The organism is Paraburkholderia silvatlantica, from assembly GCF_003096715.1.
GTDB lineage: Bacteria > Pseudomonadota > Gammaproteobacteria > Burkholderiales > Burkholderiaceae > Paraburkholderia > Paraburkholderia silvatlantica.
Map to the genome: position 1 here is coordinate 41,082 of NZ_QEOL01000036.1, position 15,185 is coordinate 56,266.

Annotated in this window: 8 protein-coding genes; 7 read left to right on the top strand and 1 reads right to left on the bottom strand. The window is 66.6% G+C overall.

Features of this window, described 5'->3' with window-relative positions; genetic code table 11:
• The first annotated feature begins 13 nt into the window (after window positions 1–13).
• From C7411_RS33595 to C7411_RS33615, 5 genes are all read left to right on the top strand, one after another.
• The gene (locus tag C7411_RS33595) at window positions 14–1,540 is read left to right on the top strand and encodes an LTA synthase family protein (protein ID WP_110388441.1); all 1,527 of its coding nucleotides are present in this window, start codon (window positions 14–16) and stop codon (window positions 1,538–1,540) included.
• Entirely contained in the window at window positions 1,537–9,156 is a 7,620-nt protein-coding gene (locus tag C7411_RS33600; protein WP_110388414.1) for a type I polyketide synthase, read from the top strand. Before C7411_RS33595 ends, C7411_RS33600 begins: the two co-directional genes overlap by 4 nt.
• Window positions 9,153–10,094 (top strand): UDP-3-O-acyl N-acetylglycosamine deacetylase, encoded by a 942-nt coding sequence (locus C7411_RS33605; RefSeq protein ID WP_110388415.1) that lies wholly within the window; start codon window positions 9,153–9,155, stop codon window positions 10,092–10,094. Before C7411_RS33600 ends, C7411_RS33605 begins: the two co-directional genes overlap by 4 nt.
• Window positions 10,095–10,160: 66 nt before the next feature.
• A complete protein-coding gene (locus tag C7411_RS33610) occupies window positions 10,161–11,501 on the top strand; it encodes an aminotransferase class I/II-fold pyridoxal phosphate-dependent enzyme (protein WP_110388416.1) in 1,341 nt (446 codons plus the stop codon).
• A gap of 54 nt (window positions 11,502–11,555) precedes the next feature.
• Window positions 11,556–12,212 (top strand): GNAT family N-acetyltransferase, encoded by a 657-nt coding sequence (locus tag C7411_RS33615; RefSeq protein ID WP_243413440.1) that lies wholly within the window; start codon window positions 11,556–11,558, stop codon window positions 12,210–12,212.
• 120 nt (window positions 12,213–12,332) lie between these two features.
• On the opposite strand, the gene C7411_RS33620 is transcribed toward C7411_RS33615, so the two are convergent.
• Entirely contained in the window at window positions 12,333–13,619 is a 1,287-nt protein-coding gene (locus C7411_RS33620) for an O-antigen ligase family protein (protein WP_110388417.1), read from the bottom strand.
• A 330-nt stretch (window positions 13,620–13,949) separates the two neighbouring features.
• Between C7411_RS33620 and C7411_RS33625 the strand changes: the two genes are divergently transcribed.
• Together C7411_RS33625 and C7411_RS33630 are read left to right on the top strand one after the other, a co-directional pair.
• Entirely contained in the window at window positions 13,950–14,321 is a 372-nt protein-coding gene (locus tag C7411_RS33625; RefSeq protein WP_110388418.1) for a CidA/LrgA family protein, read from the top strand.
• The gene (locus tag C7411_RS33630; protein ID WP_243413437.1) at window positions 14,318–15,061 is read left to right on the top strand and encodes an LrgB family protein; all 744 of its coding nucleotides are present in this window, start codon (window positions 14,318–14,320) and stop codon (window positions 15,059–15,061) included. The genes C7411_RS33625 and C7411_RS33630 overlap by 4 nt, the downstream gene beginning before the upstream one ends.
• Window positions 15,062–15,185 lie beyond the last annotated feature (124 nt).

The following is a 15,185-nucleotide window of genomic DNA, read 5'->3' on the forward strand; positions in this document are numbered from 1 at the left end:
GTCAACGGTTTCGATCCCGCTAACGTTTGCGTGTGCCGCCGCGCTGTCTTTTGCAGCGGATGCGATCGCACGTCCGCGCGTCGGTCTGCGCCGCACGCCGGGCGCGCTTGCGCTGCATATCGTGAGTGTGGTTTTCGTCGCCTGCCTGATTTGTGCGCTCACGCGTCGCCCTCATTTTTCTGCCTTCATCGCGCTGGCGCTGGTAGGCCTTATGAGCGGCGTTAGCAATGCGAAATACACGTCGTTGCGCGAGCCGTTCGTTTTTACCGATCTGAGCCTTTTCGGCCAGTTATTCGCGCATCCGCGGCTGTATTTGCCATTCCTGAGCGTACAGACGGTGATTGCCATCGTCGCGGGCGTGCTTTTGCTCGCGGGCGGCTTTTTTCTCGACGCTGACGCGCCCGCATACGTCGCTGCATATTGCGCGCTAGCAGCCGCTGTCTGCCTGATCATCGGATACCCGTTCGCTGCGCGTCTGCGCCTCACGCTCGATCCACTCGAAGACCAGCTCCATCACGGTTTTTTCGCCGTTTTCGTGGCCTACCTTCTCAACGGTATGCGTCCCGCAAGCTTCCGGGGCTTCGAGTGTGCGATGTCAGCGAGCTCGTTCGCGCACGCATCCATACCCGCGAGCCGTCCCGACATCATCGTCATCCAAAGCGAATCCTTCTTCGACGCACGCCCGTCAAGTGCGGCAATCGAATCTTCGCTCTACGTCCAGTTCGACACCGCGCTGCGAGAATCTGCTACGTACGGCGAACTCGACGTCCCCGCATGGGGCGCCAACACGATGCGTTCGGAATTCGCTCTTCTTAGCGGCATTTCAACCTCCAAACTAGGCTACGCACGCTTCTACCCTTATGCCTTCGTGCGCCGAGCCTACGCCTCACTAGCCAACTGGTTCAAACGCGCCGGATATGAAACTGTCGCGATTCATCCGTATCATGCGGACTTCTTTGGCCGCGATCGCGTCTTTCCACTGCTCGGTTTTGACCGCTTCCTCGACATTCGCGCCTTCACCAACGCACACCGCGCGGGCCCTTATATCTCGGACGAGAGCGTCTTCGATCGAATCGTCAAGGAACTGGACTCGTCGCGCTCGAAACCCGCGTTCATTTTCGCAATGACGATGGAAAATCACGGCCCGCTGCATCTGGAAACTGTGGAAAAGGGCGAATCCAGCCGTTATCACCACCTTGGGGAAGATCCCGCGTATAAGGATCTCACCGCGTATCTGCGTCACATCGCCAACGCGGACGCCATGATCGGCCGATTGCTCGCGCATCTGCGCGCGCGCCGGCGCGACACCGTGCTGTGCTTTTACGGCGATCATGTACCCGCATTGCCACACATATTCGAACGGCTTGGCACTGTACCGAGCCGCAGCAACTACTTCATCTGGCGGAATTTCGGAGATCGGCCCGCCAGGAAGCAAGACAAAGCCGTCGAGGATCTCGGCGTCGCGCTGCTCCAGGCCATGGACACGGCGGAGCGGCGCGAGGTCGTGACAGGCGAGTCCGAGAGAACAGAGCAGCTATGAAGAACAGCAAGATCGCAATCGTTGGCATGTCGTGCCGTTTCCCGGGCGGGGTTACCGGGCCGGAAGAGTTCTGGAGTCTGCTCGAAAGCGAGAAAGACGCCGTCACGCACATTCCCGCAGACCGCTTCGGCACCGAGTTCTATCAGCACCCATCGAAGCGCGAGCCAGGCAAGAGCTACACGTTCGCCGCGGGCGTGCTCGACGACGTCGCAGGTTTCGACGCGGCCTTCTTTGGCATTTCGCCGCGTGAGGCGACGCAGATGGACCCGCAGCAGCGCCTGCTGCTCGAGTTGACATGGGAAGCCTTCGAGGACGCGGGCGTGCGTCCTGAATCACTACGCGGCAGCGATTGCGCCGTCTATGTCGGCGTCGCGAGCAGCGACTATGGCAACCGCAACATGGACGACCTGAACACGGTCGATCCATACTCGGCAACGGGCAACACGCTCTCCATCGCCTCGAACCGCATTTCGTGGGTCTACGATCTGCACGGCCCGAGCATGTCGATCGATACGGCGTGCTCGTCATCGCTCGTCGCGCTCCACCAGGCCGTGAAGGCGCTGCAGACCGGCGACGCCAGCATGGCGCTCGCGGGCGGCGTCAATCTGCTGCTGCATCCGTTCGGCTTCGTCGGCTTCTCGAAGGCGTCGATGCTGTCGCCGCGTGGGCGTTGCCGCGCGTTCGACGCAACCGGCGACGGCTATGTGCGCGCAGAGGGCGGCGCGGTCGTGGTGCTGAAAACGCTCGAGCGCGCACTCGCGGACGGCGACACGATCCACGCGGTGATCGCGGGCAGCGGCGTCAATTCAGACGGTTTCACGCAGGGCGGCATCAGCGTGCCGGGCACGCCCACGCAGGCCGCGTTGCTGCGCGAAGTCTACGCGCGCGCGCAGATCGATCCGCGCACCGTCGATTATCTGGAAGCGCACGGCACGGGCACGGCGGTTGGCGATCCGATCGAGACGCGCGCGCTCGCCGATGTCGTCGGCGCGGGCCGCGATGCGGATAAGCCGCTGCTGATCGGCTCGGTGAAGACCAATATCGGCCACCTGGAAACGGGTTCGGGCATGGCGGGCCTGCTCAAGGCCGTCCTGTGCCTGAAACATCGCGCCGTGCCGCGTTCGCTGCACTTCGAAAAGCCGAATCCCAATATCGATTTCGCGGGCGGTCATATGCGCGTGGTCGAGCGCATGACGCCGATTGGCACGCATGGCCGCGAACTGGTGGTAGGCGTCAATTCGTTCGGCTTCGGCGGCACGAATGCCCACGTCGTATTGACGGAAGCGCCTGCGCGTCAGGCCAAAATGCAACAGGCCGCACAGGTAGAGGGCTTCGCGCCGCTCGTGCTCACCGCACGTTCGGAGCGCGCGCTGGCGACGCTCGCCGCGCGCTATCTCGCGCGCCTCGACGCAAGTCAATCATGGGATGCGCTCGCCGCCGCCGCTGCGCATCGGCGCCAGTGGCTCGAGCATCGCGCGATCATTGCGCCCGCAACGTTCGACGAAGCGCATGCCGCGCTCGCCGCCTTGGCGCGTCCGGAAGAAATCGCAGTGCAAGGCGACATCGCGCCTGCCGCGCTCGTCCATGCTGAAATGATAACTGACGACGCCCCGGTCGCGCTGGTGTTCTCGGGCAACGGCTCGCAGTGGGCCGGCATGGGCAAGCAGCTGCTCGCCGAAGACGCTGTGTTTCGCGCGGCTGTCGAAGAAGTGGACGCGCTCTGGTGCGCCGACGGCAGCCAGTCGCTCTACGCGATGCTCGCGGCGGGCGCAGACGCTGACACGCTTTCCGCCACCGAGCACGGACAGCCGCTGCTGTTCGCGATCCAGGTCGGCATCGTGCGCGCGATCGAGGCGAACGGCGTGGCCTATGACGCGTGCGTCGGCCACAGCGTCGGCGAAGTCGCGGCCGCGTGGGCTTCGGGCGCACTGACGCTCGCCGACGCCGTCCAGGTCGTCAAGATCCGCAGCCGCGCCCAGGCGCTCACCCGCGGGACGGGCCGCATGGCCGCCGCGGGTATCGGCGAGGCCGAAGCGCGCGAAATGATTCTTCAGCAAGGCCTGACCGGCGACGTCGAAGTCGCCGGCATCAACAGCGTGCAGTCGGTCACGCTCGCGGGTTCGCTCGCGGGCCTCGAGGTGATCGGCACGGCGCTCAAGGCCACGGGTCATTTCTTCCAGTTGCTCGATCTCGATTACGCGTTCCACAGTCGTCACATGGACGGCATCGAAGCGCCGGTGCGCGAGGGCCTCGCCGATATCGCGCCGCGCGTCGCCGCGCATCGTTACGTGTCGACGGTCACGGGCGGCCCGCTCGCAGGCAGCGAACTCGACGCGCAATACTGGTGGCGCAATATCCGCGAGCCGGTGCGTTTTGGCGACGCCATCGCGCATCTGGTCGAAGAGGGCGTGCGCCTCTTTGTCGAAGTCGGCCCGCACTCGATCCTGCGCACCTATGTGAAGCAGACGCTCGCCGCGCTTAAGGAAACCGGCGCGCCGCTTGCAACGCTCAAGCGTCATCACGACAGCGCCGCGACGCTGCATCGCGCGGTGCTCGCCGCCGTGGCGCATGGCGCGCGCGTCGATCGCGAGCGTCTCGTGCCGCGTGCCGCCGATACCGATACGGTGAGGCTGCCGGTTTATCCGTGGCAGCACGAGCACTACTGGCTGGTGCCGACGATCGAAGGCTACGGCCTCGCGAACCGTCACCGCGTGCATCCGCTGCTCGGCTATCGCCTGCATGAGCACGCGTTCGGCTGGGAAAACCATATCGATCCGACGCGCCTGCCGTATCTCGCCGATCACGTCGTCGATGGCGGCGTGACGTTCCCGGCGGCGGGCTTCGTGGAAATGGCACTGGCCGCCGCACGCGTGCTCTTCGCGACCGAAACCTGCGCGCTCGAAAACGTCGAAATCCGTCAGCCGGTGGTGTTCCAGGCGAATCACGCCAAGCTGTTCCGCCTCGTCATCGACGTGCGCACCGCGGCGTTCACGATCGAAACGCGCGAGCGCATGAGCGACGACGCGTGGTCGGTCAATGTGGTGGGGCGGCTCCTCGCGAGCGGCAACACGCTCGACGCCAACAGCACGATCGATGCGCGCACGCTGCAGTCGTTGTCCGCGCAACTGGCCGTCGACGCGCCCACGCTCTACGCCGCGACCGAGTCGATCGGTCTGACCTACGGCCCGGCGTTCCGCCGCGTGCAGTGCGTGCGCGCCTTGGGCGAAGCGGTGCTGGCCGAACTGGCCGCGCCGCAACTGGCCGACGACGCCGATCTCGCGCGTTACAGCCTGCATCCGGCGCTGCTCGATGCGGGCTTTCATCCGCTCTTTGCACTGACGGGGACGAACCAGGACCGCGCCGCCTGGCTGCCGGTGCAGTTCGGCCGCATCGACTATCTGCGCGGCGACACGATTCGCCAGGTACTGGCCATGGTCGAGCGGCGCAGCCCGCATTCGGTCGTCGTCTCGTTCCATTTCCTCGACGGCGCCGCGCGCGTGGTCGCACGTCTCACTCAGTGCCGTTTCCGCCGCGTCGATCTGCAGGCCCGCCGCCATGCCGCGCCGTCGCGCTATACGTATCACCTGGAAGCGCGTCCACTGGCGGACGGCTTTGACGCGTCGACGCTGCCCGCTCCCGCCGCACTGCTTGAAGAGGCGCAGCGGGCGCTCGCCAACGACGGCGCGCAGGACGCACAAAAGCGCCGCGCAATGCACCTCACCGAAGTGCTGCCGCTCATCGACGTGCTGGCGAGCGGCTATGCGCTGCGCGCATTCGAGAAGATCGGTGCATTCCGCACGCCTGGTCTCGCCTTCGGCCCGTTGCCGGGCCTGGCGGCGCGCCTTGCCGCGATGCTTGTCGAAGACGGCCTCGCGCGTCGCGAAGGTGAGCTTCTCGTGCGCGAGCCAGAAGCCTGCGAGGCGCTCCCGCCCGTGGACGAACTTTGGCGCAGCCTGCTCGAACAATCGCCCGCGCACGTCGCGGAACTGACGCTGCTCGCGCATTGCGGCGTGGCGCTGCCGGCGCTCCTCGCGGGCGAGTTGGCGCCGGAAAAGCTGATGTCGCCGACCAGCAAGAGCCTCGTCGAGCACTTCTTCGAGGCTTCGCCGACGTGGTCGCATGTGCGCGCGCTGATCGGTGCGCTTGCCGCGCGCGCGGTCGCGGCGTGGCAGGCGCCGCGCCGCCTGCGTGTGCTGGAGATTGGCCGCGCCGACGTGGACGTGCCGCGCCCACTCGAAGTTGCGCTGCCGCCCTCGCGCTGCGACTACGCGATCGCCTGCACGGCGCCCCAGCAGGCCGCGCTCGCGGCTGAAGGCGGCCATGCCGCGCGCCTCGTCACGCTGGTCGCGGGCGAGCGGCTCGCGCTTCAGTCCGACGACGACGCGCCGTACGACATGGTCATCGCCAACTGTCTGCTGGCCGGTCAGGCCGATTCGCTCGCGGCGCTGACCGCGCTGCGCGGCTGGCTCGCGCCGGGTGCGTTTGTCGCGCTCGCGGAGCCCCGCCGGGGCCGTTTTGCCGATATCGTCTTCGGAGCGGCGCGCGCCGAAGCGGGTGCGCCGCAAAGCGCCGTCGAACTTGTGCGTCTGCTGGAGGCTGCCGGGTTCACCGATGTGGTGTCGTTCGCGGAGCAGGGCTATGAGATCGAAGGCACGCCTGCGTTGATCGTGGCGCGCGCGCCCCTGCGCTTGCCGACGCACACCGCGAATGAGGCGCCTGTGGCTCCGACCTACGCCCAGTGGCTCCTTGTCCATGCCGATGAGAGCGCTGGCCCACGCGTTGTTGGCCTGGCGGACGCCTTGCGCGCGCTCGGCGTCGACGTCGAAGCCATTGCGCAATCCGAAGTGGCGAACGCACTCCGCGTGGTGAGCACTGCACGCGATGGCGCGCCGTTGCATCTCGTGTTCATCGCGCCCGAAGCCGCGCTGCCTGCCGACGCCGATGGCGCCGCGTTGATGCAAACGCAGCGCGCGACTTCGGTCGCACTCGCGCGCCTCGTGCGCGAACTGGGCGACGCCGCACTGCCGGTGCAACTGAGCATCGTGACGCAGGATGGCGCGCCGTTCGCGCCGGCTGAATCGGCGGAAGACTGCACCCCGCGCCGTGCCGAGCAGGCCACGCTGTGGGGCCTGGGGCGTGTGCTTGCGAACGAGCATCCCGAACTGGGCTGCCGCCTCATCGACGTATCGGCGGCATGCGAGAACGCTAGCGCGTTACTGGCAATGGAGCTGCTGGCAGGCGACGTCGAAGAGGAAGTCGTGCTCACCGCGCGCGGCCGCTTCGTGCCGCGCATGCTCGATGCCGCCCAGATGCAACGTCGCCGTGCGGTGCCCAACGTGCAGCCCGCTGTGCTCGCCTTCGATACGCCAGGTTCGCTGCGCAACCTCGAATGGTTCGCACAGGCGGCGCGCACGCTCGCCGCCGACGAAGTCGAAATCGAGCCTGTGGCGACCGGCCTCAATTTCCGCGATGTCATGTACGCAATGGGCCTGCTCTCCGACGAAGCGGTCGAAAGCGGCTTCGCGGGCGCGACAGTCGGCATGGAGCTGTCGGGCCGCGTGACGCGCGTGGGCGCGGGCGTGGGCAACTTCAATCCCGGCGACGCCGTGCTCGGCTTCGCGCCGGCCTCGTTCGCCACGCGCGTCGTCACGCGTGCGGGCGCGATCACGCGCAAGCCGGCCTCGATGACCTTCGAGGAAGCCGCGACGGTGCCCACCACCTTCTTCACGGCCTGGTACGCGCTCGTCGAACTGGCACGCGTGCGCGAAGGCGAGCGTGTGCTCGTGCATGGAGGTGCGGGCGGCGTGGGCATTGCGGCGATCCAGCTCGCGCGCCTGCTCGGCGCCGAGGTGTTCGCCACCGCGGGCAGCCGCGAGAAGCGCGAGTTCGTGCGCCTGCTTGGCGTGGACCGTGTGTTCGATTCGCGCAGCCTCGCGTTTGCCGATCAGGTGCGCGACGCCACGGGCGGCGCGGGCGTGGATGTCGTGCTCAACTCGCTCGCGGGCGAGGCGATGGTGCGCAGTATCGATACGCTGCGTCCGTTCGGCCGCTTCCTCGAACTGGGCAAGCGCGACTTCTACGAGAACAGCCGCATCGGCCTGCGACCGTTCCGCAACAACATCAGCTATTTCGGCATCGATGCAGACCAACTCATGGGCGCGCTGCCCGGGCTGACAACGCGCCTGTTCGAGGCCGTCATGCAGCGTTTCGCCGATGGCGTGCTGCATCCGCTGCCGTACCGCCTGTTCCCGGCGGCGCGTGTCGAAGAGGCATTCCGCTACATGCAGCAGGCGCGCCAGATCGGCAAGGTGCTGATCGGTTATCCGGCGGGTACGCCCGCGCCCACCCGCGACGCGAGTAGCGCGGCTGCGCTGCGCTGCGACGCCAGCGGCGCGTATCTCGTGATCGGCGGCACGGGCGGTCTTGGTTTCGCGACGGCGCGCTGGATGGTGGCCCGCGGCGCGCGGCATATCACGCTCGCGAGCCGCAGCGGCACGCTGGGCGAGGCGGCACGCGCGGAAGTCGCACGCTGGCAGGAAGAACTCGGCGTGAAGACGCGCGTGGTTTCCTGCGACGTGACGAACGCCGCCGCCGTGCAGGCGCTCGTCGCACAAATCGCGGCGTGCGGCACGCCGCTCAAGGGCGTGCTGCATTCGGCGATGCACATCGACGACGGTCTCGTGCGCAATCTCGACGACGCGCGCTTTGAAGCCGTGCTCGCGCCGAAGCTCGCGGGAGCTTGGAATCTGCACCGCGCGACGCTGGATTGCGCGCTCGACTTCTTCGTCGTCTATTCGTCGGCGACGACGACGCTCGGCAATCCGGGCCAGTCGAGCTACGTGGCCGCCAACAGCTTCCTCGAAGCGCTGGTGGAAATGCGTCGCGCGGCGAACCTGCCGGGCACTTACATGGCATGGGGCCCGCTCGACGACGTCGGCTTCCTCGCGCGCAACGAGAAGACACGCGAGGCGCTGCAGTCGCGCATTGGCGGGGCGTCGATCTCGTCGGACGAGGCGCTCGTCGCGCTCGAGCACGCGCTGCTCACGGGCGCAGCGGGCGAGGCCGTGGTCCGACTCGACTGGCAGGCGCTCTCACGGGGCATGCCGGCGGCTGGCGCGCGCCGTTATGCGGCGCTGCGCATGCGCAATGCGAACGAGCCCGCGAGCGACGGCGGCCAGCCGCTGCGTGGCCGAGTCACAGCTTTGCCGCATGCCGAGGCGCTCGCGCTTGTCGAAGAGACGCTGCGCGCGCAGATCGCGCGTATCCTGCATCTCGCGCCCGAAAAGGTGGAACTGGAGCGTTCGGTGCTCGACATGGGCATGGACTCGCTGATGGGCATGGAACTCGGCCTCGCGGTCGAGGAGGCCTTCGAGGTCAAGCTCTCGGTAATGGCGATCGCGGAAGGCGCGACGGTGCGCTCGCTCGCGGCGCGCATCGTCGAATCGATCGAGGCCGATGCGGAGTCGGCCGACTCCTCGCCTCGCGCGCAGACCGATTCACAAACCGAAACCGCGGCGGCGGTGGCGGATCTCGCACGCAAGCACGCGCTCGAGATCAACGTCGAACTGGCGGCACCGGCCGTGGCGAGCAAACGCGCCGAGGAACTGGTCGAATGAGGGCGCCCGCAGGCTGGGCAAGCAGCGAAGGCACGCTCGCGCGCGAACTCGTAATGAGTGGGCACGGGCTGCACACGGGGCGCCGCGTTCAGGTGCGCATTCATCCCGCGCCCGATGCACATGCAGGGCACGGCATCGTATTCCGCCGGGTGCAGGCCGGCCGCGAAGTCGCCACGCTGCGCGTCGATCCGGCGCTGCGCGAGGCGCAGCCGCTTTGCACGATGCTGCGCGCGCGCGAAGGCTCGAACAAGGGCAAGGGTGTGCGCACGGTCGAGCATTTGCTCGCTTCGCTTCTCGTCGGCGGCATCGACCATGCGATCGTCGAACTCGATGCCGAAGAAGTGCCGATTCTCGACGGCAGCGCCGCGCCCTGGATTGCTGCGATCGAGGCATGCGGACGGACATCGCTCGCGCGGCTGAAGCGCTTTATCCGCGTGAAGAAGCCCGTCGTCGTGAGCGATGGCACGCTCGCGCAGCGCCGCGAAATGCGCATCGAGCCGTGTGAGCGCTACGAGATCAGCGTGCGCAACGACCTCAAGGGCTTCGGCGACATGCATTGGGAAGGCGCGCTCACGCCCGAGGTATTTGCGCGCGAGATCGCGCCGTCGCGCTCATATGGCCGCGTGAAGTGGGCGCTGCCCGCCATTGTCGCCGGTTACGTGAAGCGCACGCCTGTCCTGCGCGGTGCGCGTCTGTCGTGCACGGCATCGATCCTCGGCAACCGGGTGATCGGCGGAATGCGACTGCCCGAGGAGTTCGTGCGCCACCGCGTGCTCGATCTCGTCGGCGACCTTGCGCTCGCGGGCGCGCCCTTGCTCGGCCGCGTGAGCGCGCTGCGCCCGAGCCACGAAATGAACTACCGGCTCGTGGCCGCGTTGCTCGCTGACCGCGACGCGTGGGAATGGGCCGAATGTACCAGCGACAACGAAAGTACATAAAGCACATAAAGCACAACAAGCGCGGACTGACATCGCGCGCAAGCACGTACGGGGAACCAGCAGCAGATGGGAATGGGTGATCAGATCCGCAAGCAGCTCGCGGCAGCAGCGCTCAAGCGCCAGCTCGAGCGCGTTTCAGGCGAGGCGCAGGCACAGCTGGACGGTGCGGCAGCGACCCGCGGCGCGAGCAGGCAGACTGCGTCGTGGGACGCGCGTGCAAGCTTCGAAGCGATGCCGCTTTATCAGCAGGTCAAGCTCCTGAAGCAAATGGGCGAAACGCTGCAGGTAGCGTCGCCGTTCTTTCGCGTGCACGAAGGCATGGCCGGCGCCACGACGACGATCGGCGCGCGCGAGTACATCAATTACGCGAACTACAACTACCTCGGCTTCGCTTCCGATCCCGGCGTCATGGCGTCCGCACAGGCCGCGATTGGCCGCTATGGCACCTCGGTGTCGGCGAGCCGCATGGTGGCGGGCGAACGGCCCATACAACGCGAACTCGAACGCGCGCTCGCAGACTTCTACGAAACGGACGACTGTGTGGCCTTTGTGAGCGGCCACGCGACCAACGTCACGGTGATCGGCGCGCTGTTCGGCCATGGCGATCTGATCGTGCACGACGCGCTTGCGCACAACAGCATCGTTCAGGGCGCGCAACTGAGCGGCGCGAAGCGGCTCGCTTTTGCGCACAACGACTGGCGCGAACTCGATGCGCTGCTTGCGCGCGTGCGCGGCGAGTATCGCAACGTGCTCGTGGTGATCGAAGGCCTCTACAGCATGGACGGCGACTATCCGGAGCTTGAGCGCTTCGTCGAGATTCGTCGACGCCACGGCGTGTTCCTGATGGTCGACGAAGCGCACTCGTTCGGCGTGCTCGGTGAGACGGGCCGCGGTATTCGCGAGCAGTGCGGCGTGCCGTCCAGTGAAGTCGATCTATGGATGGGTACGATGAGCAAGACGCTCGCCGGTTGTGGCGGGTTCATCGCGGGCTGCCAGCCGCTCATCGACATGCTGCGGCACCTCGCGCCGGGCTTTCTCTACAGTGTCGGGCTTGCACCCGCGCTCGCCGCCGCATCGCTTGCTGCGCTCGAAGCGCTGAAGGCGCAGCCCGAGCGCGTCGCGATGCTCAAGGCGCGCGGCCAGCAGTTTCTGCACGAGGCGCGCGCCGCTGGCCTCGACACCGGCACGAGCGCCGGCTATGCGGTGGTGCCCGTCATCACGCGCAGCTCGCTGAAGGCGGCGCAATGGGCCAACGCGCTCTTTGACGAGGGCATCAACGTTCAGCCGATTTTCTATCCCGCGGTGGAGGAGCGTGCGGCGCGTCTGCGCTTCTTCATTTGTTCGACGCACGAGTCCGGGCAGATCACGCGCACGGTGATGGCACTCGCTCGCATCGCCAGGCGTTGAGGGAGCATGTCGATGATTACGGCATCCGGCGCGGCACGCGCAGGTGGGCTGCCCATGCGCCAGGGCGCGCTGACATTTCGTCCTGCGCGCGCAAGCGACGCTGCGGTTTGCGCGCCGCTGGTCTTCGCCTCGGGCGAGCACGAATTCGAGTTTTTCCTTGGTGCGCCAGCCGGGCAGTGCATCGCGTTTCTCGAATACGCGTTCTCGTGTTCGTCGGGCCGCTTCTCGTGGCGGCGCCACGAAGTCGCCGTCAATGAAGCGGGCGAAGTCGTCGCCGTGCTTGCCGCGCACGACGGCCGTCGCATCGCCTTCGACGACCCGCACATTGTCTGGGCGCTGCTGCGCCGCTTCGGTGTCCTGCGCACGGTGCCGATGCTGCTGCGCGGCCTTGTGCTCGAAACCGAGCTGCCCAGGCCGAAGCGCGTGCAGACGCTCGTAGCGCATTGCGCGACGCACGCCGAAGCGCGAGGGACAGGCGTATTTACCGCATTGTTCGAACATGCGCTGAGCAGCACGTATGCGTCCGAGCGTGGTCTGGAACCAGGCGGGCGCGAAATTGTGCTTGATGTGCTCGTGCACAATTCGCGCGCGGCGGCGTTGTATCGGCGGCTCGGTTTCGTTGCGCTGCCGCGCAGGCGGGCGCGTTCGCGCTATCTGCCTGCGCAACTCGAGTCGGTGCGCATGCGGCTTTCCCGGGAACCTGGAGCCTGATGCTGCGTTACGCGGCAGCTTCCGGAGCCCTGCACGGGCGTCAATCGCGTGTTCGCTGCGCGTGAAGCTCACGGGAAATGGATTGCCTCGCTCATCGCCGCACCTCGCCGCGCCCGACGGTCAGCCTTCGAACGAGTCGGTTTTGACATCCGTGCGTTCCGTGATCGCCGCAAGAACGGCCAGCATGGTCGCGTAGAAAGACACGGTGCTCTTCAGGTCAAAAGTCTCGACCGTCAGCCCGAAGACGAAAAACATCAGGACAAAGGACAGCCCCATGAGCGCCGTGCGCCGCGTCGTCCTCGATGCGGACTTGAGTCTGGCCGCGAAGAACACCGCCGGCACGATGTAGATCCCGAGCAGCGCGAGGCCGCCCACAATGCCGTAGTTAGCCATGTAGGCGAGCAGCTCGTTGTGCACTTCGCCCTCGCCGAACGCCGCTGCCGTGGGGGTGAGCGCCCCTTGCTTCGCCATCGAGGTCATCTTGTCCCGAAACCCGTCGCCGCCAAGGCCCAGCACTGGATGTTCGGCAATCAGCGTGGCCGCTGCCTCATAAAGCTGCAGACGGATGCCGACCGAGGTGTCGCGGTGGCCTTGCGTGTATTGCGTCAGATCGGACGACACGCTGTTGACGCGGTCGCGCACGGTCCCCGAAAGCCCGTACACGAGCCCGAGCAGCAGCGCGACAACCACCGGCATCAGCACCTTCCAGTGGAGCGGTTTGCTGCGGCCGAGCTCCCACACGACCAGCAAGGCGACGAGCGGAATTGCCGCCCAGCCGCCGCGCGCGCCGGACAATAGCGAAGCCGCGAGCCCTCCGAACAGCCCCGCGATCTTGAGCGCGCGCCAGAGTACCGAGTCCTTGCGCCACCAGTTGAGCGCAATCGCCGACAGTATGCCGAGCGCGAGTGCCAGATCGCCAAAATGGATCGGGTTCAGAAACGCGCTGCCGATGCGGCCGTCGCCCCAATCGCGCGGCGTGAAGAGAGCCAGCGCGAGCGCGGACAGTGCGCCCAGCGTAAAGGAGAGGTCCGCCCAGACGAAGATTCGCGGCGGCGCGCGCCGCAGTGCGAGAAAGATCGGGATCGCAAGCAGGAACCGCGACGGCGAATCCCAGGTCCGCAACATGGGATGTCCGTGGGAAAGCGTACTGAGCGCCACCGCGGCAACGGGGCCGCACAGTGCGATGCAAAGCGCGAGTGCGCGACGCTCGAGCGGCGCGTAGCCATAGGGCGCGCCCGCGGGCCGCGAGCAGAGTGCCGTCAGCGAAATGACGCCCGCCCCGATCGACACGGCGCTCGAAGCGCCTTGCACGAGCATGGCGATGGAGGGAAAAGCGAGCAGGAAAGCCGCGGTCAGCCAGTCGCTGGGCGCGGTGCGTCGGGAATCAATCGTAACTGCTGTGGGCATCGCTACACTGCTGTTGTCTGTAAGGGCGGGTTCTGTTTGAGCTATGTCCCCGTTTTACGTCCTCACTACGCAGCTTTATGGGTGCGGAGCATGACGCGAAACCTACTATTGTACGCATAGATGTTCCTCGCCCGACGCTGCTCCCAGCATCTGCGAACCACGGTGGGGATGACCACTGGCTGCAATAAACAGGGATCAAACATGTGCGTAGTCTACAGCGCTCACCGGGGGACGCATCGCCCGCTGGTATGACGATTCGCTGCGCCTTGCGTGCCGTTGGGCTACACTGCGCGCGCCGCGCATGTTTGCCGCCTCACCCTAGCCTTAGCCATGCTCCGTTCCCTTGCCGCCCTCCTGATTTTCCAGTGTCTCGGCGAGAGCGTGTCCTACGTGTTCTCGCTGCCCGTGCCCGGTCCCGTGATCGGCATGCTGCTTTTGTTCGCCTTCGCGCTGATGCGGCCCGCCGCCGTCGAGGCCATCGAGCCGACCGCGCTCGAATTGCTGCGCCATCTCTCGCTGCTCTTCATTCCGGCGGGCGTGGGCATCATGGTGTCCGCGCACGCGGTGCGCGGCGAGGCGCTTGCCGTGATCGCAAGCCTTGTCGTGAGCACGACGCTCGGCATCGCGGTGACGGCGCTGGTCACGCGCACGCTGCTGCGTCGTCAGCGGCGCAACACGACGGCGGGGGAGGGCGCGTCGTGAACAGCTACCTGCCCATCACGAAGCTCGATGCAATCTGGGTCTATCTCGCCGCCACGCCGCTGCTCGGCTTGACGGTGACGCTCGTCGCCTATCTCATCGCCATCAATATCTACGCGCGGGCGAAGCACAATCCGCTCGCGAACCCGGTGCTTATCGCCGTGGCGCTTGTCGTCGCGGCGCTCAAGATCACGGATACGCCGTATCGCACGTATTTCGAAGGCGCCCAGTTCGTACACTTCCTGCTCGGGCCCGCAACGGTCGCGCTCGCACTCCCGCTCTATCGTCAGTGGGACAAGCTCAAGCGCGGCGCGCTGCCATTGCTCGGCGGGCTCGTTGCGGGCTCGCTCACGGCGATCGTGTCGGCGGTGGGCGTTGCGAAGCTCTTCGGCGCCTCGCATCAGACCATTGCGTCGCTCGCGCCGAAGTCTGTGACCACACCGATCGCCATGGCCGTTGCCGAAAAGATCGGCGGCATCCCGTCGCTCACGGCTGTGCTCGTGATCTCGACGGGCGTGTTCGGGGCGGTCACCGCGCGCTGGATTCTCGACCTCATACGTGTGCGTGAGACCGAGGTGCGCGGCTTTGCGATTGGCGTGGCTTCGCACGGTATCGGCACCGCGCGCGCGTTTCAGGTGAGCGAAGAGATGGGCGCGTTCGCAGGGCTCGGCATGGGCCTCAATGGTGTGTTCACGGCGTTCATCGTGCCTGTTCTGCTGCCCGTGCTTCTGCGCTGGCTGTAACCCCGTGCCGGGCATCTGGCACCGGGCTGGCGAAAGCAGGTCCACGTCGAAGCCGTACAACGCAGTGCAGGATTGATCTGCCCGTCCGGAGCCGGCTGTACCGCCACGCGCCCTGCCTTTGGTG